The 23,419-nt window shown below is 42.0% G+C and carries 22 protein-coding genes, 1 pseudogene and 1 riboswitch; of the genes and pseudogenes, 11 read left to right on the top strand and 12 right to left on the bottom strand.

The features are described from left to right. Positions 1-51: 51 nt before the first annotated feature. Positions 52-639: an N-acetylmuramidase family protein gene (locus tag MN869_RS05515; protein WP_243306913.1), complete on the top strand. Its 588-nt coding sequence runs from the start codon at positions 52-54 to the stop codon at positions 637-639. After that, on the top strand, positions 636-1,001 hold the full coding sequence (locus tag MN869_RS05510; RefSeq protein ID WP_243306911.1) for a hypothetical protein: 366 nt from the start codon (positions 636-638) through the stop codon (positions 999-1,001). The genes MN869_RS05515 and MN869_RS05510 overlap by 4 nt, the downstream gene beginning before the upstream one ends. Positions 1,002-1,245: 244 nt before the next feature. On the opposite strand, the pseudogene MN869_RS05500 reads toward MN869_RS05510, so the two are convergent. The 3 genes and pseudogenes from MN869_RS05500 to MN869_RS05490 form a co-directional block, all read right to left on the bottom strand. Then, positions 1,246-1,521, bottom strand: a pseudogene (locus MN869_RS05500) (tyrosine-type recombinase/integrase); the annotation flags it as partial. A gap of 323 nt (positions 1,522-1,844) precedes the next feature. After that, the gene (locus MN869_RS05495) at positions 1,845-2,432 is read right to left on the bottom strand and encodes a hypothetical protein (protein WP_033132987.1); all 588 of its coding nucleotides are present in this window, start codon (positions 2,430-2,432) and stop codon (positions 1,845-1,847) included. 148 nt (positions 2,433-2,580) lie between these two features. Then, positions 2,581-3,264 carry a 3'-5' exonuclease gene (locus MN869_RS05490; protein ID WP_033132986.1) on the bottom strand — a complete coding sequence of 228 codons (684 nt, stop codon included), beginning with the start codon at positions 3,262-3,264 and terminating at the stop codon, positions 2,581-2,583. Between the two features lie 242 nt (positions 3,265-3,506). Here MN869_RS05490 and MN869_RS05485 point away from each other — a divergent pair, with 242 nt between their 5' ends. The 7 genes from MN869_RS05485 to MN869_RS05455 all read left to right on the top strand — a co-directional run bounded on the left by MN869_RS05485 (position 3,507) and on the right by MN869_RS05455 (position 13,470). Further along, complete coding sequence (locus MN869_RS05485; RefSeq protein WP_033132985.1) at positions 3,507-4,754, top strand: alpha/beta fold hydrolase; 1,248 nt, start codon at positions 3,507-3,509, stop codon at positions 4,752-4,754. Positions 4,755-4,997: 243 nt separating this feature from the next. Next, positions 4,998-6,251, top strand: a complete 1,254-nt coding sequence (gene glyA / locus MN869_RS05480; RefSeq protein ID WP_033132984.1) for a serine hydroxymethyltransferase — start codon at positions 4,998-5,000, stop codon at positions 6,249-6,251. 206 nt (positions 6,252-6,457) lie between these two features. Continuing rightward, positions 6,458-6,559: riboswitch (guanidine-I (ykkC/yxkD leader) on the top strand. 46 nt (positions 6,560-6,605) lie between these two features. After that, complete coding sequence (locus MN869_RS05475; protein ID WP_033132983.1) at positions 6,606-7,343, top strand: urea amidolyase associated protein UAAP1; 738 nt, start codon at positions 6,606-6,608, stop codon at positions 7,341-7,343. Between the two features lie 16 nt (positions 7,344-7,359). After that, entirely contained in the window at positions 7,360-8,004 is a 645-nt protein-coding gene (locus tag MN869_RS05470) for an urea amidolyase associated protein UAAP2 (RefSeq protein ID WP_033132982.1), read from the top strand. A 9-nt stretch (positions 8,005-8,013) separates the two neighbouring features. Then, positions 8,014-11,619, top strand: a complete 3,606-nt coding sequence (gene uca / locus MN869_RS05465; RefSeq protein ID WP_033132981.1) for an urea carboxylase — start codon at positions 8,014-8,016, stop codon at positions 11,617-11,619. A 299-nt stretch (positions 11,620-11,918) separates the two neighbouring features. Further along, the gene (locus tag MN869_RS05460) at positions 11,919-12,356 is read left to right on the top strand and encodes a ribbon-helix-helix protein, CopG family (RefSeq protein WP_004654007.1); all 438 of its coding nucleotides are present in this window, start codon (positions 11,919-11,921) and stop codon (positions 12,354-12,356) included. 79 nt (positions 12,357-12,435) lie between these two features. Next, on the top strand, positions 12,436-13,470 hold the full coding sequence (locus MN869_RS05455) for an ABC transporter substrate-binding protein (RefSeq protein WP_164467920.1): 1,035 nt from the start codon (positions 12,436-12,438) through the stop codon (positions 13,468-13,470). Between the two features lie 132 nt (positions 13,471-13,602). Here the strand turns inward: MN869_RS05455 and MN869_RS05450 are convergent, their stop codons facing one another. The 8 genes from MN869_RS05450 to yiaA form a co-directional block, all read right to left on the bottom strand. Next, positions 13,603-14,478: a hypothetical protein gene (locus MN869_RS05450; protein WP_033132979.1), complete on the bottom strand. Its 876-nt coding sequence runs from the start codon at positions 14,476-14,478 to the stop codon at positions 13,603-13,605. Continuing rightward, complete coding sequence (locus MN869_RS05445; RefSeq protein ID WP_033132978.1) at positions 14,475-15,491, bottom strand: 2-oxoglutarate and iron-dependent oxygenase domain-containing protein; 1,017 nt, start codon at positions 15,489-15,491, stop codon at positions 14,475-14,477. The genes MN869_RS05450 and MN869_RS05445 overlap by 4 nt, the downstream gene beginning before the upstream one ends. 53 nt (positions 15,492-15,544) lie before the next feature. Continuing rightward, entirely contained in the window at positions 15,545-16,423 is an 879-nt protein-coding gene (locus tag MN869_RS05440) for an ABC transporter ATP-binding protein (RefSeq protein WP_033132977.1), read from the bottom strand. Between the two features lie 2 nt (positions 16,424-16,425). Further along, entirely contained in the window at positions 16,426-17,361 is a 936-nt protein-coding gene (locus MN869_RS05435) for an ABC transporter permease (protein WP_033132976.1), read from the bottom strand. A gap of 170 nt (positions 17,362-17,531) precedes the next feature. Then, a complete protein-coding gene (locus MN869_RS05430; protein ID WP_033132975.1) occupies positions 17,532-17,786 on the bottom strand; it encodes a YfhL family 4Fe-4S dicluster ferredoxin in 255 nt (84 codons plus the stop codon). Position 17,787: 1 nt separating this feature from the next. Further along, positions 17,788-19,155, bottom strand: coding sequence for a tRNA 5-hydroxyuridine modification protein YegQ (gene yegQ, locus MN869_RS05425; RefSeq protein ID WP_033132974.1), 1,368 nt, complete (start codon positions 19,153-19,155; stop codon positions 17,788-17,790). Positions 19,156-19,300: 145 nt separating this feature from the next. After that, on the bottom strand, positions 19,301-19,729 hold the full coding sequence (locus tag MN869_RS05420) for a hypothetical protein (protein WP_004806422.1): 429 nt from the start codon (positions 19,727-19,729) through the stop codon (positions 19,301-19,303). Between the two features lie 236 nt (positions 19,730-19,965). After that, positions 19,966-20,433: an inner membrane protein YiaA gene (gene yiaA, locus MN869_RS05415; protein WP_033132973.1), complete on the bottom strand. Its 468-nt coding sequence runs from the start codon at positions 20,431-20,433 to the stop codon at positions 19,966-19,968. Positions 20,434-20,671: 238 nt separating this feature from the next. Here yiaA and prfA point away from each other — a divergent pair, with 238 nt between their 5' ends. Both prfA and prmC read left to right on the top strand, forming a co-directional pair. After that, positions 20,672-21,760, top strand: coding sequence for a peptide chain release factor 1 (prfA, locus tag MN869_RS05410; protein WP_004653992.1), 1,089 nt, complete (start codon positions 20,672-20,674; stop codon positions 21,758-21,760). Then, positions 21,760-22,575 carry a peptide chain release factor N(5)-glutamine methyltransferase gene (gene prmC, locus MN869_RS05405; protein WP_033132972.1) on the top strand — a complete coding sequence of 272 codons (816 nt, stop codon included), beginning with the start codon at positions 21,760-21,762 and terminating at the stop codon, positions 22,573-22,575. The genes prfA and prmC overlap by 1 nt, the downstream gene beginning before the upstream one ends. Here the strand turns inward: prmC and MN869_RS05400 are convergent. After that, on the bottom strand, positions 22,572-23,417 hold the full coding sequence (locus tag MN869_RS05400; RefSeq protein ID WP_005313245.1) for an ABC transporter permease: 846 nt from the start codon (positions 23,415-23,417) through the stop codon (positions 22,572-22,574). The genes prmC and MN869_RS05400 overlap by 4 nt on opposite strands. Between the last annotated feature and the right edge of the window lie 2 nt (positions 23,418-23,419).

The following is a 23,419-nucleotide window of genomic DNA, read 5'->3' as shown; positions in this document are numbered from 1 at the left end:
TAAGTTGAATGCCGCCTTTCTTGGCGGTTTTATTTTGTCTGGAGAAAAGTAGTGTCTAAGGAATTAACAACTGAACAAATTGAAAAACAAGCTGCATCATTGGGTATCTCAGTAGCAGCACTTCGAGCAGTGATTGAGGTTGAGTGTAAGGGTAGTGGCTTCAATAGTGACCAAACGCCAGTTATCCTTTTTGAACGTCATGTTTTTCGTCAGCGTTTAATTGCAAATGACAAAGCGCAAGCTGCTGAAAAGGCCATGAGTGAGCGACCAGATCTATGCAATAAGACTGCTGGTGGATATGGTTTATATTCTGCTCAACATGGGCGTTTAAATGCTGCTACTCAATATCATCGAGATTCTGCTCTTGAATCAGCATCTTGGGGATTAGGTCAGGTGATGGGCTATCACTGGAAGTCATTAGGATATCCAAATTTACAGAATTTCATCAATGCAATGTATCGAGATGAAGCCTCACAGCTTGATGCAATGTGCCGTTATATCAAGGTGAATAATTTAGTCAAAGCTTTGCAAAACAAAGATTGGAAAGCCTTTGCACGTGGTTATAACGGCCCAGCATATGCAAAAAATCAATATGATATGAAGCTGGCTAATGCTTATAAGAAGTGGGGTGGTAAGTGAATCTATCCCTCATCTGGAAATACAAATACTGGATCGCAATTGCGGTCCTTTCTTTTATCTGCTTGGGGCAGTTGGCTTATACCAATCATTTGGGTGGTGAACTCAAGAAGGCTGAAACCCAATGTCAGCAAAAGATTCAAAAGCTTAAAGATGATCAGCAGAAAGAGTTAGTCAAAGCACAAGACAAGGCAAACCAAGCCAGCTCTGACTATGAAAAACTTAAATCAGAACAGCGGGTGAAAAATGAAGTCGTTATTAAAGAAGTTCAAAAAATCATTGATCGGCCTGTTTATCGCAACGTCTGCATTGACGATGATGGGGTGCGCCAGCTCAACAGCCTCATCCCCCAAAATACCAGCTAATTTACTTACACCTTGTCCTGATCTACAACAGTTAGAATCGGGGCAGGGTAGTGTTTTAATGTTATGGGCCATTGATGTCGTAATTAAATACAATGAATGTCAGGCGAAGCATGGTGCGATTGTGAAAGTCCTCTAATTAAGAGGGCTATTAGTTTCCGAATCTTGTGGCGTGGGTTAGATGCGTACTTAAAACATTTGGTGTTCTGGGTTAGATGCGTAAACAGACGGTTTACATACTTGTCGATTAATCAAGTCTATTTGCAATTTCTGATGCTGTTGCATTGTAATAAATCATAAGGCTACGTAAATCTTTATGACCAATCATTCTTGCCAAGTCTAGAACCTCAAGTTTACGTGCAAGCCTAGTACATGCCTCATGTCGTGAATCGTGAAAATGTAGGTCCTCTATTTCACATCGATCGCGTAGCTTTCTCCATAATGTGTCAAAGCTTCCATGATTAATGTTAAATACCTTTTCCTTATCAAGACCAATCATAAACTCCAGTAGCTCTACAGCACGCCAAGCGGAGCCACGCTGTCTAAATGATGCCATGTAAAAACCTTTGCTAACTTTGTGGCGTAAATTTGGCGTAACGCCAAACAAATCAATAACTAGCAAAAATGATATAACATTAAATTATGTGTGCAAGCAGAATCTCCTAAGCTATTGCACAGCATAGTAAAATTAGAAAAGATGATAAAACATTAGAAAACATGAAATTAGCGATATTGCCCGCTGAGCGCACCAAAATTATTAATTTCTTACATAATATAATAAGCATCGTCTCTCTAAATGAGCTTTTAGAGGATTGCGATTGGCTCAAATTCTTTCTTTTCACTTCTCTATAAATGTTGCACTGAATAATTGATCAACTTTAACGTTTGATTCAGTTGAGCCGGTGGAATGCGTGATTCTTGCAAGGACGTAATCCATTGCATTTGGCAGGCCTTCAGTTGTTGTAAAGAACTAATCGACTGAATTTTTTGTATCAATGGACGCGCCATCAAACCACAATAGGTCGTGAGTGTTTGAATCATGACTTGCTGGATTTCAACAAAAGGTAATTTTTCTAACTCAAGAATTTCAGGTTCGATTTCAGGTTTTAGTTCAACTTCAATCGGTTTTGGTGCGATTGCGATTGTTTCTTGTGTTGTAACGGGCTCTGATGGTGTTTTGAGATCATTAACTTTTAATTCTGACGCTACATTTTCTTTTTGAACAATAGGTGTTGTTTGTTCAGCCAGTAGGCCCATATCAATCAGTTGTTGAACCAGTTCAGTCGGTGCAATCCTTTCCTTATAGTCTTGATCCAGTTCTTTAAAATCTTCATGATCAATTAAAAGTAGTAGACGACGTTGACGTGCAGTCAATGCAATACTACGTTCTTGTAGTGCAGTTTGCCCAAGCTCTGTTTTAAAAAAATGTGACATCTCTTAATCTCCCCAAATCAAGATCTAGACGGAGATTAAGATAAGGTTAAAAAATGACAATAATGTTAACAATTTATTAAATATCATTGTCTTGTTTAAAGTAACTGGCAAATAAGATAAAAATTGAGAACTTTATCCTTTATTTCACTCATTTAGTTTCTAATGCTTTGCGCAAATATGGGTCAAGATCATCCTGACGTATTAACCATTGAATGTAATCAGCAGGGAGGTCTTGAATGGCAGTGCCTTTATGTTTACCAAAGGTAATGCTTTTAGGAATACGGGCGTCTTCAGAAGCAAGATAAAGTTGTTCAATATTTTGAATGTTAAGCTGATGAATAATATGCATCAGAATGTTGGCGGTTAAGATAATGTCTGCATCAGCTCGATGTGCACCTTTCAACATTTCCCGTGCTTTATCACTGCCTTTTGAGATCAAATAAATCAAGGCGGAAATGTTATGTGCCTCTGCATCTTCCCATACGCGACGAGCTAAGGCCAAGGTACAAATTGGTTTTAATTTTGAGGTATCAACGCCACAACGTGCAATAGCTGCAATATCATAATCAACGTTGTGACCAATGATATAAGTTGTTTGAGCAGGAAGTTGAAATTCATTATAAAAAGGTTGGTCTACGAGATCAGATTCTAAAATATGATGTACCGCCATCGCAGCAAATGAAATGGGCTGGCCAACTTGATAAAGCTGATCAAAAATTTGTTTTTTATCGAGACTGAGTTTGCCATTTTCAATTTCAATCGGGGCATAGGCAATTTCAATCGGCAAACCATTCAGTGTATGTGTTTCAGTATCTAAGATGATTGCTTGCATAAAACTAACCTAGCTTGAGTTGAGTGTGCGAATATCTTACAAGAAATTCATAGTCAGCAGTGCTGAATGAAGGGGATGCGATTTAATTTTCTAGTTATCAAAAAGAGTTTGAATAAATAAACAGCAAAATAAAAAAATACTTGAACAATTTGATATTAAGCGCATCCTTATGGAAGTAATTGCCTTAGTAAAAGAAATACTAAGCACTAAAATGAAAACGATAATAATCAGGGAAACATGACATGAACATGAAATTATTAACGGTTGCACTGCTGAGCTCAAGTGTGTTGCTTACAGCTTGTAATGATGATGACGACAATATTTCGTTTGTACCGAAGCCAGAAATTCCAGAAAATAATATTAAAAATCCTGTGGTGGGTATTCCTGTCGCTTATACCAAAACAGATTTTAGCGCTGTGGCTGCTGAAAGTTCGGTCATGACGTATAAAATGCTAGGACAAAATGGTAAAGAGACCATGGCAACCAGTTTATTGTTTGTCCCTGGTGGACCAACGCCAGCAGGTGGCTGGAAAATTGTTGCTTGGGCGCATGGTACAACAGGGGTTGCAGATCAATGTGCACCGAGTCGTAATGCGACTAATCCTGCTATTAAAGATATGATTAGCCAATTTCTGGCAGCAGGTTATGTGGTGGTTGCACCTGACTATGAGGGTTTAGGAGAGCCAAGTGGTCGCGAACTTCATCCTTTCTTGAATGTTAAAAGTGAGGCATATTCAATTACCGATGCGGTGGTTGCTGCACGCTATTATTTAGCAGGGCAAGGTAAACTGCTTTCACGTCAATGGATGACCGTTGGGCACTCTCAAGGTGGGCAAGCCGCATTAGGTGCAGCACAATATCAAAGTCGTGCTAAGCTTGACTATAAAGGGACAATTGCTGTTGCACCTGCCTCAAATTTAGCTGCGATTTTAGTCAATGGTAATGCGTCAGTTGAGAATGCACCTTTAGCGCAAAAAATTGCGATGTACGCACAGTTAGATACATATACTGCATTGATCACAGCTGGGCTTAGAAATAGTGCGCCTGCTTTAACTTATCGAGATGTATTTAAAGTTCCTACAGATGATGTGGCAAGTAAAGCTGAAAGCTTATGCGCTAGTGGCGACAAAAGTTTAGGGCAGGCTTTTGTCCAAAGTATGGGGATTTATGCTGCAAGCCATAATAATAGTCTAGATGGTTACCCGCGAACTCAAACTAACTTTATGGGTATTCCTGTGATAAAAACATTCTTGGATACAGATTCCCAGCCAGCTCAAGTGAAGTTGAATCAACCTGTCACTATTTATCAGGGCGACAAAGATACAACTGTTCCTAAAGCTGTAACGGATGTGTTGGTCACAACTGCTCAAAATAAAGGATCAAAAATCCAATATATTACCAATGCAGAGTGGGACCATAGTACTGCCTATGAGGCGAATATTGTGAATATTGTGGATGATGTAAAAACGAAAATGCCTGCCAATAATTAAGAGACCAGAGGAGCCCGATTTTCCCTTTTGAGAAGATTGGGCTTTTTCAATTTTAGCCTCTAATATATAAAAATGTATAAAAAATAGCTTGTTGATTTTGGCTTATCAAAACCACTGCTAGGAATGAATAAAATTCACGAATAATTAAATAAATATCAATCTGTGAAACCATAAACTTCGTGCTACAATATGCACCAATCTTTAGCACGGCTTAAAAGCCCTAATATATAGGACCCTCCGCTAATGTTTGCCAATATTTCTATTGCTGAATTTGATCCAGAATTAGCTCAAGCGATTGCTTCTGAAGGCGTACGCCAAGAAGCGCATATTGAGTTAATCGCATCTGAAAACTATTGCTCACCAGCTGTAATGGAAGCACAGGGATCAAAACTTACGAATAAATATGCAGAAGGCTATCCTGGCAAACGCTACTACGGCGGTTGTGAATATGTGGATGTGATTGAACAACTTGCGATTGATCGCGCTAAAGAGTTGTTTGGTGCAGACTATGCAAACGTTCAACCACATGCGGGTTCACAAGCAAACTCTGCGGTTTACCTCGCGCTTCTTAACCCAGGTGATACCGTTCTTGGTATGAGCTTGGCTCACGGTGGTCACTTGACTCACGGTGCTAAAGTAAGCTTCTCTGGTAAAACCTATAACGCGGTTCAGTATGGTTTAAATACTGAAACTGGCGAAATTGATTATGAAGAAGTAGAACGTCTAGCGTTGGAACATAAGCCACGCATGATCGTTGCTGGTTTCTCTGCATATAGTCAAATCGTTGATTGGCAGCGTTTCCGTGACATCGCAGACAAAGTAGGTGCATACCTTTTTGTTGATATGGCGCATGTTGCAGGTTTAGTTGCTGCTGGTGTTTATCCTAACCCAGTTCAAATTGCAGACGTTACTACAACAACGACGCATAAAACACTTCGTGGTCCACGTTCTGGTTTAATCCTTGCGAAAGCAAATGAAGAAATCGAAAAGAAACTTCAATCTGCTGTATTCCCAGGCAACCAAGGTGGTCCTTTGATGCATGCGATTGCCGCTAAAGCAATCTGCTTCAAAGAAGCAATGTCTGATGAGTTTAAAACTTACCAACAACAAGTTGTGAAAAACGCGCAAGCAATGGCTGAAGTATTAATTTCACGTGGTTTTGATGTTGTTTCTGGTGGCACAGAAAACCATTTATTCTTATTGTCTTTGATTAAACAAGACGTAACGGGTAAAGAAGTTGATGCTTGGTTAGGTGATGCTCACATTACCGTAAACAAAAACGCAGTTCCAAATGACCCGCGTTCTCCGTTCGTGACTTCTGGTATCCGTATTGGTACGCCAGCAGTGACGACTCGTGGTTTTGGCGAAGCTGAAGTACGTGAACTTGCAGCTTGGATCGCTGACGTGATCGACAGCAAAGGTGACGAGAAAGTTATCGCTGACGTAAAAGCTAAAGTTGAAGCTGTTTGTGCAAAATTCCCAGTATATGCAAACTAATTTGTATATCTAAAAAAGCGCCGTAAGGCGCTTTTTTTTATGGATAAAGAAAACCTAAAAGTATCAATCATTCCAATTTCACAGCATCAAATTGGTGCTTTCTTTTTAAAAGCGCACCTAGAATAATCTAAAAATGATCATTTTAGTATTACGAATATGGAAAATCGTATTACCAAACTGGCATGTCTTTTGCTTCATACAATACAGATAAAGTTGTCTAGGGTTCCGATGTGTCCGTAGGGAGACATGACTGGTCCGAGAGATAACGGTTCGATAGAACTACACGGAGGGATAAAAGCCCGGGAGGACAGGCATATCGCCATAACGAGGTTAAGCATCCGCAAGAGGTTTGTTATGAATCAATCGTTCTATCACGACAATAAAATACTGTGGGAAGAAACACTACCGGGTGGGCATCACTGGTCTGATCGCATTCAACGTGGCGCAGTTTTGCAGTTTGAAGCACTGGAACATCGTGCCAATGTGTCTTTGTTCTGTGTCAATGCCGATGACAAGTTGGAGCGCTTTAATATGCCGGATAGTTTGAAAGCACAACATACGGCTTTTCTCTCGACAGGGCATGTTCTGTATTCTGATCTGGGTCGTGTGATGGCCTCCATTGTTCAAGATCAACATGGCTGGAATGATGTGTTTTGTGGTCCGAGTACGGCACAGCATATTGCACAACATTTTGGTCAGAAAAACTTTCAGGATGCGCGTAATGACATGCATCAAAATGGTCTAGATAGTTTATTGGTGGAATTGACCAAGTTTGGTCTAGGCCAAGCGGATTTGAGTGCGACGGTAAATTTATTTTCAAAAGTCCAGCCTGATGATCATGGTCGATTAAGCTACATCACAGACGATAATCAAAATCAAAAGATTGAACTGCGTTTTGAAATGGATTGTTTGGTGTTTCTTTCTGCGGCACCGCATCCACTCGACTCATCCACACCTTATCAGCCCTCCGATATCCAACTTCGCCTATTCAAAGCCAATACCTTAACTGAACAGGACGTTTGTCGGGATTCATGCACGCAAAATCAGCGTGGTTTTGCCAATAACACACGCTATTACGCATTGTCGAATTAAGGTGGGGAGCGAGAAAATGACAGCATCTGCAAAAATTGAACAGATTGTTTTAGATGAGATTTGCCTTGCAGGCGAAGCGTGGATGGGGGAGGTTAAACAAGGTCAGTACTTCCGCATTATTGATCTGGAAGGCAACCAAGCCGTTGATACCTTATTTATCAGTGCCAACAATGCCGAAGAGCGTTATAGCGCAACAGATACTTTGGCGCAAAATCAGCAGCTTTATCTGGAAAAAGGCACAACCTTATTTAGTAATTTTGCCCGTCCTATTGCCAGCATTGTCGATGACAATTGCGGCAGACATGACACCTTAGGCGGCGCGTGTTCATGTGAAAGCAATACGGTACGTTATGCACACGATAAATATCCGATGCACAGTTGCCGTAATAATTTTATGTACGCCTTGGCACAGCACCCAATTGCCAAAAAGCATCAGCTCAATGTCCGTCATATTGGACCCAATATTAACTTTTTTATGAATGTACCTGTGACCGCTGAAGGCCACTTAAAGTTTGAAGATGGGGTGTCTGCACCGGGTAAATATGTCGAGATCAAAGCGGAAATGGATCTGATCATTCTGATTTCGAATTGTCCGCAATTGAATAATCCTTGTAATGCCTATAACCCGACCAAAATTCAACTTGTTATACGTGACACGTGAGGTGACATAATGTTTAAAAAAGTACTCATTGCCAATCGTGGTGCGATTGCCTGTCGTGTCATTCGTAGTTTAAAGAAACTTGGGATTCAATCTGTTGCGGTTTATTCCGAAGCGGATCGGGATTCCTTACACGTCAGTTTAGCTGATGAAGCGATTTTTATTGGTGATTCAGCTGCACAGCAAAGCTATCTTAATATTGAAAAAATTCTGGCTGCAGCACAGCATACTGGGGCCGAAGCGATTCATCCTGGTTATGGTTTTTTATCGGAAAATGCCGCATTTTGTGATTTGTGCGAGCAACAAGGTATCGAATTTATTGGTCCGACTTCACAGCAAATGCGTGATTTTGGTCTAAAACATACTGCACGTGAATTGGCAATTCAAAACAATGTACCCTTACTCCCAGGCAGTCAGTTGCTTATCGACTTGGCTGATGCCGTGTTTCAGGCCGATCAGATTGGCTATCCCGTGATGCTGAAAAGCACCGCAGGCGGTGGCGGTATCGGGATGCGTTTGGTATGGAATGCGCAGGAATTAAAAGAAGCCTATCAAACTGTTTCTTATCTGGCACAAGCCAATTTTAAAGATGCAGGGCTGTATCTGGAAAAGTTTGTCGAAAATGCGCGTCATATTGAGGTACAAATTTTCGGTGATGGTCAGGGTCATGTCATTGCACTTGGTGAGCGTGATTGTTCCGTACAACGCCGTAATCAAAAGGTGATTGAGGAAACACCTGCACCGCATTTGAATGATGAGCAACGTACTTATATTCAAAAAGTTGCGATTCAATTGATGCAGTCGGTGCAATATCGTTCCGCGGGTACGGTGGAATTTGTGATGGATACCGATACACAACAGTTCTACTTTTTAGAAGTGAATACACGTTTGCAAGTGGAACATGGGGTGACGGAACAGGTTTATGACGTTGATCTGGTTGAATGGATGGTGAATTTGGCCAGTGGGGATTGGCAAGCACCGCAACAGATTGCGCCACCCAAAGGTCATTCGATTCAAGTGCGTTTATATGCCGAAGATCCGATTAAGAACTTTCAACCTAGCGCAGGCTTATTGACCAGTGTCAAATTTGACCCTCAATCACGGGTGGAAACCTGGGTGGAAACAGGCTCAAATGTTTCTTCATTCTATGACCCGATGATTGCAAAAATTATTGTCACGGCGACAGATCGCGAGCAGGCGATTGCTGCCATGCAAAATAGCCTAAGCAATACGGAAATTGCAGGGATTGAAACCAATCTCGAATACTTACAGGAAATCATTGCAGGAGAGGTGTTTCAGCAAGGCATACAGACCACGCGTTTCTTGAATCATTTTGAATGGAAAACCCAAAAAATAGAGGTGTTACAGGCAGGGATTCAAACTGCAGTGCAAGATGTAACAGGTCGCTTGGGCTATTGGGACGTCGGTGTTCCGCCTTCAGGCGCAATGGATGCATTGAGTCTGAATGTTGCCAATCAATTGTTGGGCAATACATTTAACAGTTCGGGACTAGAATGTACCTTGCTTGGACCGACTTTAAAATTTCATTGTGACACTCAGATTGCCATTACAGGCGGCGAGATGGAAGTCAGTTTGGATGGCCAACCGGTTGCGATGTGGTCAACGATCAATGTGCGTAAAGGGCAGGTGTTAAAATGTGGTCGTATCAGTACAGGTTGTCGCAGTTATATTGGGATTAAACATGGATTTAATCTGCCTGCTTATTTAGGCAGTTTAGCCACATTTACCTTAGGGCAATTTGGTGGTCATGCAGGGCGTAACTTATTGATTGGTGATATGTTGCCAATCACTGAGGCGAAAACCGAGCAAACAGTTGTATTAAAGCCTGAACAAATCCCTAGTTTTAAAACTGAATGGGAAATTGCGGTCATGTATGGCCCGCATGGTGCACCTGATTTCTTTACGCCAAATGATGTTGCCATGTTTTTTGATCAAGACTGGGAGATTCATTTTAATTCGAGTCGTACTGGTATTCGCTTGATTGGACCGAAGCCTAAATGGGCACGGATTGATGGAGGTGAGGCTGGTCTACATCCGTCGAATATCCATGACAATGCCTATGCGATTGGTGCAATTGATTTCACTGGAGATATGCCGATTATTTTAGGGCCAGATGGTCCGAGTTTAGGCGGTTTCGTTTGTCCTGCGGTGGTGATTAACTCAGAGTTGTGGAAGTTGGGGCAACTGAAAGTAGGCGATAAAGTCAGATTTATTCCTGTCAGCTATACACAGGCGCAACAGCTAGAACAACGCTATCAATCGGCTTTACAGGATGAAACGATATCGCAGGTTAATTTTTCACCTGTATTCAAAGCTGAGCCTGTTACTTTAAAAAATGCGGTGTTGGCGACTTTGGATCAGGGCGCTGATAAACCCAAAGTGAGCTATCGCCCTGCAGGTAACCAATATCTGCTGGTGGAATATGGTGAACTGGTCTTGGATCTTAATTTACGTTTCCGTATTCATGCCCTGATGCAATGGGTACAGCAACAAAATATTCAGGGCATCATTGATCTGACGCCGGGCATTCGTTCATTACAAATTCATTTTGATTCGACAGTCTTAGAGCAACTGGATTTACTCCGCTTGTTACAGGTCGCTGAAAGTGAATTACCTGATATTGAAAATATGCAGGTACCGTCTAGAACTGTGTATTTGCCGTTAGCTTGGGAAGATTCACAAACGCAGCTTGCAACCGAAAAATATACCCAATTGGTTCGTCCAGATGCACCGTGGTGCCCAGATAATATCGAGTTCATTCGCCGTATTAACGGTCTTGCATCTAAGCAAGCAGTAAAAGATGTGGTCTATGACACGGCTTATTTAGTGATGGGTTTGGGAGATGTCTATCTGGGTGCACCTGTTGCCACACCGCTAGACCCGAGACATCGTTTAGTCACCACCAAATATAATCCTGCTCGAACATGGACGCCTGAAAATGCGGTCGGAATTGGCGGCGCCTATATGTGTGTTTATGGCATGGAAGGGCCAGGTGGCTATCAGTTTGTTGGACGTACCACACAGGTGTGGAGCCGTTATCGTCAAAATCCGAATTTTGAACCGCACAAGCCGTGGTTGCTTAGATTCTTTGACCAGATCCGTTTCTATGAAGTGTCCGAATCTGAGCTGTTGGAAATGCGTGAAGACTTTAAAGCAGGACGTTTGCAATTACGGATTGAAGAGGGGGTGCTGAATCTCAAAGACTACAATGCTTTTCTAAAAGACAATGAAAGCAGTATTCAGGCTTTTAAACAGGTTCAACAAAGTAATTTTGAAGAAGAACGCCGTCGCTGGCACGAAGCAGGCTTGGCTGAATATGTTTCCGAAAACATGGATGTAGTACTGGATGATTCAGAAATAATTGTTCCGAGTGGTGGCATGATCGTGGAGTCACATATGCCAGGCTCAGTCTGGAAAATTGAATGTACCGTGGGGGATATTATCGAAGAAGGTGAAACCTTGGCGGTAATTGAAGCAATGAAAATTGAAATCCCAATCCTGGCGCCTGCAAAAATGAAAGTTGACAGTATCTTGATTGATAAAGCACAAACGGTAAAAACAGGACAGGCATTATTCACGCTTGCACCTGCCGTATAGCGATTAAATTCATGATGCAGAAAAGGCCCTATGATGAAACATAGGGCTTTTTTTATGTGCATTTATTCAGCAATGCACACGTTTTTTTCTACTTTATTTGGCTAAAAAACTGGCATAGATACTGCATTAAATATTACGAATTATAAATTTGGTATTACTAAGGCTGAGGTGGTTATGAAAACGCAATCAATCCTAATTCAGTATTTCAAAGTTGCAGCGCGCTGTTTTGCCAATTTACTGAGCGTCCGTGCAGGTCTGTATGTAAAGCAAACCCAGCTTCCTAAACAGTAGTCTTCATTATGAATGCTCGTCCTAAACTAACCCGAATCAGTATTACCGTCCCTGAAAAAACGGTTGAGGCCTTAGATCAAACTATTGTCGAAGAGCATTATGAAAGTCGCTCTCAGGCAATTGTCGACATGATCAACAAGCATCTCATTGCTGAGCAGGCACAGCAAAATGCAGTCATGGTTGGCACGCTGACCTTGCTCTATGACGCCAGTTGTATGCCGTTGCGTATGCAGCTATTAGATTTACAACAGAAATTTTTAGAACAGGTGATCAGTTCATTACATATTCAACTGGATCAACAAAAAATATTGGAAGTGATGCTATTACAAGGTGGCAGTAATGACCTTAAACAAATTAGTCAACAATTTACGGCCTTAAAAGGAGTCATTAAAGGGCATCTGGAACTCATGGATGCCGTGATGCCACCCTTACAGCAAAATGAATAGGAAGCGTCGGCATTGGTATTGTCGCAAAACGTGGGATTCACATGTTCTCTGGGCAAAATTTCAAAAAAGATATGGGGTGATTATGAAGCAAGCAATAGCAACTTTATCCGTTTCAGTGCTGTTGGGACTGAGCCTTACAGCGTGTGATAATTCGGCCAAGGTGCCAACAGCGGAGAAAGCAACCGAGGCCAAAGACTCAATGTCGACGACACCAATGACGATTGGTTATAGTGATTGGCCTGGTTGGGTGGCTTGGCAAGTGGCGATTGAAAAAGGTTGGCTCAAAGACGCAGGCTTAAATGTTGACTTTAAATGGTTTGATTATTCAGCCTCAATTTCTGCCTTTGCTGCCAATCAACTGGATGCGGTGTTTATTACCAATGGAGATAATTTGGTGAATGCCTCGGGCGGAAGCAAGGGCATGATTATTATGGTCACAGATTATTCTGCGGGTAATGATGTGATTATTGCCAAGAATGGCATCAATAGCATTCAAGATTTAAAAGGCAAATCCATAGCTACAGAAAAGGGCTTGGTCGATCACCTATTATTATCGACCGCTTTAACGGATGCCAAGATTCCATTCTCAGATATTAAACTGGTCAATTCGGTAACCAATGAACTTCCTCAAGTGTTTGGCAGTCAGGATGTTGCTGCAATTGCAGTTTGGCAACCTGTTGCCAATCAAGCCCTAAAAGCGGTGGCGGGTTCCAAGATTATTTATAGTTCCAAAGATAAACCAGGCTTGATCTACGATACCTTGGCGGTAAATCCAAGTCATTTATCTGCGCATAAAGAGGATTGGAAAAAGCTGATTCAAGTGTGGGATAAAACGGTGAAATACATCCAAGACCCTGCCACCCATGCAGATGCGGTAAAAATCATGGCCAACCGTGTTGGTGTTGATCCTCAACAATATGAGCAGTTTATTAAGGGGACGCATTTACTGGATATTGCTGCGAATAAGAAAGTGTTCCAGAAGGGAACAGGCTTTGATTCGATTTATGGTTCGACCTATCACGTCAATCAATTCAATGTCAGTAATGGGATTTATAAAACTGAAGTGGATGTAGATGGCTTGATCTATCCAGCGTTGGTGGATGAGTTGAAATAGATATTTTCTAGTATAAAAAATCGTTCTCAATGAACGATTTTTTATACTCTCAGATTCTAAATTAACAGGACGATTGTAATAGAACCCTTTATCACAATCGTCCTTGTCTAGATCAATCACATAGAAATAGGATTAGTAAGTTCGCGTGGCATTTTTTAATAAATGCTTTTGCTCGTCAGCCAGCCATTGTTGTGTATCCGTGGTGGTTGCGGTTGTGGTATGAAATACAAAATCAGGTTGATAGATATCCAAGTGAAAATAAAGTCGATACAGCTCACCCTCAATCTGTTTCAGTTGGGTCAGGGTATTGGCATTTTCTATTTCAAAATCATCCAGTGAAATTGATTGCTGCAAACGACTGGTGATGGTACTAAAACCAATATGACAACCATTTAAAGTGACCGAGACTTCATAGCTTTCAATTGCTTTTAGATCATTATCAGGATGATCAATTAGACCATTCCTCAGTTGAATTTGTTGTTGAGGAAGGCGTGATTGTGCATAAGCCATGTGTTGATCGCAAATCATCAAGCCCCCATCCATAGGTACAATCTTTTGTGTTGCCACATGTTGCATTTGAAATAGACGTAAACCAAGCAATAAGCCATGCTGAGCCTGTTGTCGCCAATCTTCTACGTAGGCATGGGAAGGTGAGAACTCTAAAATGCTATTGCCGATCGGGTAAAGCTTGGCGGGTTCAGGCCATTGAATATGATTTTGATAGTTTTGATGAACCTGCCAAGAGAGTAATTCACGATCTGCATCCCATAAAGTATCGCCAATCCATCCTTGTCGTTCATATACTGGGGTTTGATTGGCATCGATCAGTCGAAGGTCAATGCTGAAAGATTTGGACTGAAACCAATACACAATGGTTTTTTCATCGGTCATGCCATTGAAGAAGCTGATACTTTTACGTCTAAAGCATCCCAGTAAATAGCGCGGTAAGGGGAAGTGAGTATCCATTGGGGTTGGCTGAAGTTGCACTAGTACGTCAAATAGGTTCATTCGCTTGCTCCTTGTTCATTTAAACCAAAGGAGTACAGCGGACGGGCATTTTCAAGTACCAGCTCACCCGACTGAATGCGTTGCTTGAGGTACATAAAAGTTTGAGCGGTTTGATTAAATAGATGCTCACCACCTTTCATTGGCGGATATAACGGCGCTTCATTAGGAATCAGTGGTTGAATCAGATAGTCATAATCACAGGAGAAGAACAGCGGAAATGAGTAACGCTCTTGCTGTACCCGTCTTACACGATGCTTGGTTGCCAGATAACGACCGTTGGATAAGATTTCCATCATATCACCAATATTCATCACCATAGTGTTTTCAATTAAGGGAATATCGATCCATTCGCCTTGTTTATTGAGTACTTGTAAACCTTCCGCCGTTGGAAATAAAAGGGTGAAACATTCATAGTCGGTATGTGCACCAATACCTGATTGATCTTGTGCTTCGGGATTGTAAGGGTAGTGAATCAACCTCAATTGGCTTGGCGCATGCTTTGAATGCGGTTCAAAAAAGTCCTCATTCAAATCAAGTGCCAAAGCAAAAGCTTTAAATAGTTGATTGCCGATGGCTTTGATATGTTGATAATAATTTAAGACCGTGTGTTTAAAGTGAGCATCTTCAGGCCATAGTGTTGGGCCGAGTAAAGGACGACGATGCCGTTCACCGAGATAGTCATAATTAATGTCATAAGATTCTTTTAGATCATAGACATTGGTTTTGAATTGTTCTTCGCCGATTGGCACATAACCACTATGATTTTCGGATAGACCAATATAATGTTGCATTTTAGTGGCTTGGTCTTGGCTAAAATAATGCTGCGCGGTTTGTTTTAACTGATCGAACAGTTCGGGTTGAAATTGCTCCCCCTGAATGTATAAGAAGCCAACGTCTTTACAGGCTTGATCAAGTTGCTTCACCACCTGTTTGCGATCTTCTAAACTCGTGCTGTTGAGGAGTGAAATATCAATTAAGGGCAACACATAATCATGGTTCATGAGATTCACCATTGGCTGGTCGTCCAGCAATAAATGAAGCGTATTGGGTCGTCCCAAACGCTATTTTATTTCTGTGTACTCATTTGGGTCATACGTGGAATTTTAGGTAAATCCTGCAACGCGGGATCTAGGGCTTCCTCTTGGTGATGTACCAACAGATCAACACGTTCCCGTAGTCGTTTAAATTCAGGCGACTGCATCAATTCCATGCTTCGTGGGCGTGGTAAATTGACCTCAATAATCTCTTTGACCTCACCCGGATTGGCTTTTAAAGCCACAATACGATCTGCCAGTAAAATGGCTTCATCCATGTCATGCGTGACAAATAAAATAGTAATATCAATGTTTTGCCATAAGTCCATGAGATGCTTTTGCATTTTTTGTCGGGTGTAGGGATCAAGTGCCCCAAAAGGCTCATCCATCAGTAAAATCTTGGGTTCATTGACCAAGGCCCGGGCAATCGCGACACGCTGTTTCATCCCACCAGAAAGTTCATGTGGAAACTGATTTTCATATTTTTCTAAGCCAATAATATTGATCCATTCACGCGCCATTTCTTCGGCACGGGTTTGACTGATGCCTTTCATCAAAGGCCCAAACATCACATTTTCTTTGACGGTTTTCCATGGAAATAAGGTATAGCCTTGAAACACCATGCCACGTTCTGAACTTGGGCCTTTAATTTTTTGTCCTTCAACCAGAACCTCACCACTGTGGTAGTCATCTAGACCTGCAACCACACGGCTTAAAGTTGATTTTCCGCAGCCCGAAGGACCAATCACACAGGCAAACTCACGCTTATGAATACGTAAATCAATCTGGTTCAGTACGGTTCGTTCTGAATCACCATGCTGAAAAATTTGTGTTAGTTGCTTAGTTTCCAACATTACGGGACGCGTATAAATATGCTCAAAATAGGCTTTGGCATCAAAATGATCTGTCATATTTATACTCCTTTTTTCCATTTAAACAGGGAGTTGCCGAGTTTCATTAAAATCAAATCACATAACAGTCCAATCACCCCGATAATCAGGATGGCGGCATAAACATTATCGAAATTTTGATAACGCGCTTGTTGCGTAATGAACCAGGTAATTCCTGAGGTCGCACCAATCAGTTCCGACACGATCAAATAGGTCCAAGCCCAACCCAATAGGACACGTTGATCACGATAAATATCAGGCAGTGCTGCAGGAATCACTACATGGAACAGGCTTTTAAGCTTATTGGTACCTAGGGTATAACCTGCTTCAACCAAGCCGCGATCAACCATTCGAGTGGTATTGGCAATGATCAGAATTTGCTGAAATAAGGTTCCAATTACGATAATGGCAATTTTCGGAGCATCATTAATGCCTAAAATCGCCACCGCCAATGCCCCGAAAGCGGGTGCGGGCAGGTAGCGAAAGAACTCGACAAAGGGTTCAGTTAGCTTGGAAATAGTATTGGAAAAGCCACAGAGGATACCAAGCGGCACACCGATCAATGAAGAGATAAAAAACGCCGTAAACACAATCTTGATACTGTGCCATAGGCTTTGATGTAACCAAGGGGCATCGGCCTGTTGCGGAGGCGTGGTAAACGAAGTGAAAAGTGCTTTCGCCACTTGATGTGGTGCAGGCAAATAAATTGGATTGACCAGAATACCTGTAGGCGGTGTTTTGCCTTGATTGACGGCATCTTGAGCCTCTGCATAGTAAGCCTGCTTATCTATTCGGGTGCCTGCCTGTAGATAAGTGGCTGAGCCTGCATTGGTAATTTGAACTTGTGGATGCCAGATAAATGGTAAGTAACTGACACAGCTCCAGATTAAGATGGGAATCAGAAAAGATCCCAAACTCAATAAAAGCTTTTTCCTTTTTGACAATACTGAATGATGCATAGGTGCACACCCGTAGTAATACTAATTGAATAAAACGTAATACTAATTAGCAATTTTGATGCCAGTGCAGATGCTGAATCGCAAAATAAGGGTGAAGTGCAGTCAATGAAAAGAGAGATAGGCACTTTGTAATGCTTTTAATGTGTTTGTACCTATCTGTAAGTGAGTCCTTAATGCTTGAATAGATTCAGGTTATTGAATTTTATCAGCAGTTGATCAGGAGATTCCAGCCACGCTGGGTCAGGCTGAATACAATCGATGGGACAGACAGCGAGGCAGGTGGGTGCTGTGTAGAAACCGACGCATTCGGTGCAACGTTCTGGGTCGATTTCATAGAGTTTTGCACCTTCATTAATCGCTTGATTGGGGCATTCAGGCAAGCACATATCACAATTGATACATGCATTGGTAATGATGAGTGCCATATCAATCTGCCGAATAGGCAAGTGCTGCAGATTGCAACTCGGTTGTGGCGTGGGGCAAATTACGAATCAATAGGGCATATTTAATATCGATCTCAGCGGAGAGTGGAATTTCTACGATATGACCTGAACCTTTGGCATTTTCAATGGCATTGCCCTTAAGATCACGCATCTGTTCTAATTTGAAGTTGATATTGCCTTTGGGTGTCATTAACTCAAGTGAATCACCAATCACAAAGCGGTTTTTAACCTCAATGCGAATATAGTCACCATGACGGCCAATCACTTCACCGCAAAATTGTTGATAGTCAAAATGTGATGAACCATCGGTATAATTTTGATAATCGCTATGCACATGGCGTCGCAAGAAGCCCTCGGTATAACCACGATTGGCCAATCCTTCCAGTTGTGTCATCAAGCTAGGATCAAATTCTTTACCCACTAGTGCATCATCAATGGCTTTGCGGTAAATCTGTGCAGTACGGGCACAATAAAAATAAGATTTGGTACGACCTTCAATCTTTAAAGAAGCGACACCCATTTGAGTTAGACGATCCACATGCTGTACTGCGCGTAGATCTTTGGAGTTCATGAAATAGGTGCCATGCTCATCTTCTTCAGCGGCAAACATATCTTCATCATTACGCTGCACCAAAACAGTTTGCGCCGTATTAGTGTTGTTTGATGTCTGTGAGCAACATTGCTGTTGGGTATCGACTTGCTGAACAGGAATGACATCACCATTGGCATCTTCTTGCGCTGAGTGGATTTTATAGTCCCAACGACAGGCATTGGTACAGGCGCCTTGATTGGCATCACGTTTATTCATATAGCCCGATAACAAGCAACGACCTGAATAGGCCATACACAGTGCACCATGTACGAACACTTCCAGTTCAATTTCAGGGACATGTTTCTGGATTTCTTCTATTTCTTCTAGCGAAAGTTCTCGTGACAAGATCACGCGACTTAGACCATAGTCTTTCCAGAATTTTACAGTAGCCCAATTGATCGCATTGGCTTGTACCGACAGATGAATCTGCATCTCAGGGAAATGTTCACGTACTAACATAATCAAACCAGGGTCTGACATAATCAGCGCATCGGGTTGCATGGCAATAATAGGTTCGATATCTCGGATAAAGTTTTTGAGCTTACTGTTATGCGGCTGGATATTGACCACCACATAAAATTTTTTGCCTAGGGTGTGGGCTTCATCAATCCCGATTTTTAAATTGTCATGATCAAATTCATTGTTGCGTACGCGTAAGCTATAACGTGGCTGGCCTGCATAGACCGCATCGGCACCATAAGCAAAAGCATAACGCATATTTTTAAGTGAACCAGCAGGAGAGAGTAATTCAGTATTCATGATGCGGAATAAAAGGCATATAAAAAATAAGGAATTATTTTAGAAAGTTCAGCATAAGGATTCAACCTAGCATTTTGCTCAGGATTTTATAGATGTTTAGGGGAAATCTAGGCCATAAAAAAGCACCCGAAGGTGCTTTTTAGAATTAGTGATGACGGTGCTTTCTTTTCTTCTTGTATTTTTTAGACTGGTAATTGTCATAGTCACGGTCTTGACCGACTTTACGGCCTAGAGCAGAACCACCTGCCGCACCAGCAGCAGCACCGATATAACCGCCAGTCGTACCACCGAGGTTTTTACCTACAGTATAACCACCCACGCCGCCTAAACCACCACCAATGGCAGCTTCAGTACGGGTACGTTTGCTACTTGCAGCCGCTGCACCACCAGCACCACCGAGTGCAGAGCCAATCATTGCGCCGCTGTTTCCACCCATTTCTTTACCAATTGCAGTACCTACAACACTACCAAGCGCAGAAGTTGCAGCAACACGGGTTGCATTATCAGCATGAGCAGCAGTAACCAATGATGAGCTCGCAAAAACAGCAGCACATAACCAAGCATTTAATTTCATTTTTGACTCCGTGTCCGAAACATGACGGACCTCTTTTTCATGGCTGCAAATGTAACAAAGTTTGAGTATGAAAGTGTGGAGAAGCTTTTCTGAATTATTACTCTTTGGTGTCTGGATTGTAGTGTTTTGTTGCTGAGAATAGTAAGGAATGAGGGTTAAGTTTGATTAAACAATAAGATAGTTAATCACTGCACAAAAAAATGAAACCTTATTTTAAGGTTCCATTCATTTTTGAATTAATCTAATGGAGCATCTTTGCTGCTTTGTTCTTCAATTTTGAGCTGGCGAGGATTCAGTTCAGTTTGCAAACGTAGATAGTTTAAGTCACGGATATTCTTTTGGGTTGCGACCACGCCAAACAGACTTAATAAGAAGGACATGATGTAAAAGCCTTTTTCACTCATGGTCAGATCCGCATTCCATAAGCTCACCAATAAAAGACCGATACAAAGTGCCATCGAAGCCCAGCATAGCCCATAGTAAATCGTCGTAACGGGAATTTCTTCGAGTTGGTCACGGACAGTTTTCTGTAATGATGCAGCAGAGAAAAGTCCATAAAGCAAGATCACTAGATAATAGCCTTTTTCATGCAAGGGCATATTGGCATTCCATAGACCAATCATAAAGCCAACGCCACCTGCGAGTAAGGCCACCCAACTCGCAGCGATAAAGGCTGAGGTGGGGCGGTTTATAAAATTATTCATAGATTATCCTGTTGTTTTATCTTTCTATTTGTCTTTCATTATTTATATATAAGCCTTGATCAGAGAACAAGCAATGAAAACTAAAACTGAACAATTTGTGATGAAATGGGTGAGGAATAGTAAGTTCCCCTGATTCTCTATGTCTTTTAAGCAGTAGAGTCTGTAAACTATGCGCAATTTTTTGATTTTGCTCGTGCTTCATTGGCACTGAGTCTTTAGATTTTGAGATATTCCGCCCATGAAAGCATCACTCCGTTTAAGACTCGATCAACTTTGTGATCGTCACGAAGAGCTGACTGCATTACTCGCTGATGTAGAAGTAATTTCGGACAATAAACGTTTTCGTAAACTGTCCCGTGAACACAATGATTTAACTGAAATCACCGAGGTTTGGAGCAAATATCGTCAAGCGGAAGAAGATATCGAAACGGCTGAAATGATGAAATCAGATCCTGATTTCAAAGACATGGCCGAGGAAGAAATCAAAGAAAATAAAGCACTTTTGGTTGCGCTTGAAGAGCAGTTAAACGTGTTGATGATTCCGAAAGATCCAAATGATGCCAACGCAGCCTATCTTGAGGTGCGTGCGGGTACAGGTGGTGATGAAGCGGCGATTTTTTCGGGTGATCTATTCCGTATGTATAGCAAATACGCTGAAACACAAGGCTGGCGTATTGAAGTGCTTTCTGAAAACGAAGGCGAGCATGGCGGTTATAAAGAGATCATTTGCCGTATCGATGGCGAAGGCGTGTATGGTCGTTTGAAATTTGAGAGTGGTGCACACCGTGTACAACGTGTCCCTGCGACTGAATCACAGGGTCGTGTACACACTTCGGCTTGTACCGTTGCGATTCTGCCAGAAGTCGATGTAGATACCACCGTTGAAATCAATCCTGCCGATTTGCGTATTGATACTTACCGTGCATCAGGTGCGGGTGGTCAGCACATTAACAAAACCGATTCAGCGGTACGTATTACTCATATCCCATCGGGTGTAGTGGTGGAATGTCAGGAAGAACGTTCACAACATAAGAACAAAGCCAAAGCGATGGCTTTGTTAGTCTCACGTTTAGAAAATGCGAAACGTGCAGCAGCGGATGCAGCCACCTCAGAAATGCGCCGTGACTTGGTCGGTTCAGGTGACCGTTCAGAACGTATTCGTACGTATAACTACCCGCAAGGTCGTATGACCGATCACCGTATTAACCTGACTTTATATAAGTTGGATGCGATTATGGAAGGTGATTTAACTGAATTACTGGATAGCTTACACCGTGAATATCAAGCGGATCAGTTGGCGATGCTTGCACAGGAAAATGGCGGCTAATGAATATTGCTCAAGCCTTAGAGATCAAAGGTGAAATTGATAGCTATGAACGTCAAGAGGCGGCGTGGCTACTCGAACATATTTTGGGGATCAATGCTTTAGAACTCAAATTAAGACTTGAGCAAGAACTGACTGAAATGCAGGAGCAAGCTTATTTAGATGGGCTGGCTCGTATCGAACAAGGTGAACCGTTGGCCTATGTCACAGGTTCACAACCGTTTTGGACGCTTGATTTAAAAGTTACCCATGACACTTTGGTGCCGCGTCCCGATACCGAAATCCTTGTGGAAACGGTATTAAAACTGCCATTAAGTTCACATGCCAATATTGTTGATCTAGGTACAGGCACGGGTGCAATTGCTTTGGCACTGGCGAGTGAGCGTCCACAATGGCAAGTGACTGCAACTGATATCTATGCACCGACTTTAGAAGTGGCACAGGACAATGCCGTTCGACATGGTCTCATGCAGGTGAAGTTTGCTTGTGGTGCTTGGTTTGAGGCTTTAGAACAGCAACAGTTTGATCTGATTGTATCGAATCCGCCATATATTGATCCTGATGATGTGCATATGCAAAAGCTCAAGTCTGAACCTGAGCGTGCATTGATTGCAGATAAGCAGGGTATGGCAGATATTGAGATTATCATCACCCAAGGTAAAGACTGGCTTAAACCGAATGGCTGGATTGTGCTTGAACATGGTTATGACCAAGGCCAAGCAGTACGTGATATTTTTGAGCAACACGGTTTTGAGCAAATTCAGACCATCAAGGATTATGGTGGCAATGACCGAGTGACCTTGGCTCGTTGGGTTTAAGCCTGTTTGTGAATGGTATCACGCCAACCTAATAATCTATTTTCCAGTAGTTTCATCAAACTATCAGATATTTTTCCAAGCAAAGCCAATAAAATAATCGCAATAATTACAATATCTGGGCGTGAAGTTTCTCGTCCATCACTGAGTAGATAACCAATTCCTTGAGTTGCAGCAATCAGTTCGGCTGCAATCATAAACATCCATGATAAGCTCAAGCTATTGCGTAAACCTGTCAGGATTCCAGAAGACGCGGCAGGCAACACAATTGAGATAACTCGTTGCAATGCATTGAGGCGATAGACTTTTCCAACCTCAATCAGTTTGCGATCTACATTATGGATGGCTGCGACCGTATTGGTATAGGTCGGAAAAAAAGCACCTATCGCAATCAGTGTGATTTTAGAAGATTCATCAATCCCTAACCAAAGTAATAATAATGGAATCCATGCCAGGCTTGGAATGGATTTGAGTGCGGAAAAAGAGGGTTCTAAATAGGCTTCTACTTCTTTGCTTAAGCCAACCCAAATCGCAAAAATTAAAGCTAAACCACTACCGATTGCAAAACCGATGAGTACTCGCCAAGTACTGATGTAAATGTGCTGGAGTAAATCAGTTTGAGCCAAATCCCAAAAAGATTGCCACAAGCTACTGGGCGCAGGAAGCAGATATGCTTCGATATCGCCATTTCTAACTAAGAATTCACAGAGTATTAACAGCAGAGTAGGAAGTAGCAATGCTTTTAGCCAACGAATGAGGTTTGGGCTAAAACGCTTTTTATTAGTTTGTGTGCTTTGCTGAGCGAGAAAATCGGTTAGCTCAGCCTTGTGACTTGAATTGCTCATGG

This window comes from Acinetobacter sp. NIPH1876, from assembly GCF_022808535.1.
Taxonomy (GTDB): Bacteria; Pseudomonadota; Gammaproteobacteria; order Pseudomonadales; family Moraxellaceae; genus Acinetobacter; species Acinetobacter higginsii.
The sequence above is the reverse complement of the archived record's forward strand: the minus strand, read 5'-3'. Positions and strand labels throughout refer to the sequence as shown.

Bases quoted from the DNA above. Each gene is read 5' to 3' on its own strand.
- prfA (WP_004653992.1), top strand. From the start codon at position 20,672: ATGAAAGCATCACTCCGTTTAAGACTCGATCAACTTTGTGATCGTCAC.
- MN869_RS05475 (WP_033132983.1), top strand. From the start codon at position 6,606: ATGAATCAATCGTTCTATCACGACAATAAAATACTGTGGGAAGAAACA.
- yegQ (WP_033132974.1), bottom strand. From the start codon at position 19,155: ATGAATACTGAATTACTCTCTCCTGCTGGTTCACTTAAAAATATGCGT.
- MN869_RS05400 (WP_005313245.1), bottom strand. From the start codon at position 23,417: ATGAGCAATTCAAGTCACAAGGCTGAGCTAACCGATTTTCTCGCTCAG.
- MN869_RS05485 (WP_033132985.1), top strand. From the start codon at position 3,507: ATGAACATGAAATTATTAACGGTTGCACTGCTGAGCTCAAGTGTGTTG.
- MN869_RS05430 (WP_033132975.1), bottom strand. From the start codon at position 17,786: ATGGCACTCATCATTACCAATGCATGTATCAATTGTGATATGTGCTTG.
- yiaA (WP_033132973.1), bottom strand. From the start codon at position 20,433: ATGAATAATTTTATAAACCGCCCCACCTCAGCCTTTATCGCTGCGAGT.
- MN869_RS05490 (WP_033132986.1), bottom strand. From the start codon at position 3,264: ATGCAAGCAATCATCTTAGATACTGAAACACATACACTGAATGGTTTG.
- uca (WP_033132981.1), top strand. From the start codon at position 8,014: ATGTTTAAAAAAGTACTCATTGCCAATCGTGGTGCGATTGCCTGTCGT.
- MN869_RS05435 (WP_033132976.1), bottom strand. From the start codon at position 17,361: ATGCATCATTCAGTATTGTCAAAAAGGAAAAAGCTTTTATTGAGTTTG.
- MN869_RS05445 (WP_033132978.1), bottom strand. From the start codon at position 15,491: ATGGTGAATCTCATGAACCATGATTATGTGTTGCCCTTAATTGATATT.
- MN869_RS05495 (WP_033132987.1), bottom strand. From the start codon at position 2,432: ATGTCACATTTTTTTAAAACAGAGCTTGGGCAAACTGCACTACAAGAA.
- MN869_RS05460 (WP_004654007.1), top strand. From the start codon at position 11,919: ATGAATGCTCGTCCTAAACTAACCCGAATCAGTATTACCGTCCCTGAA.
- MN869_RS05440 (WP_033132977.1), bottom strand. From the start codon at position 16,423: ATGACAGATCATTTTGATGCCAAAGCCTATTTTGAGCATATTTATACG.
- MN869_RS05420 (WP_004806422.1), bottom strand. From the start codon at position 19,729: ATGAAATTAAATGCTTGGTTATGTGCTGCTGTTTTTGCGAGCTCATCA.
- MN869_RS05450 (WP_033132979.1), bottom strand. From the start codon at position 14,478: ATGAACCTATTTGACGTACTAGTGCAACTTCAGCCAACCCCAATGGAT.
- MN869_RS05470 (WP_033132982.1), top strand. From the start codon at position 7,360: ATGACAGCATCTGCAAAAATTGAACAGATTGTTTTAGATGAGATTTGC.
- prmC (WP_033132972.1), top strand. From the start codon at position 21,760: ATGAATATTGCTCAAGCCTTAGAGATCAAAGGTGAAATTGATAGCTAT.
- glyA (WP_033132984.1), top strand. From the start codon at position 4,998: ATGTTTGCCAATATTTCTATTGCTGAATTTGATCCAGAATTAGCTCAA.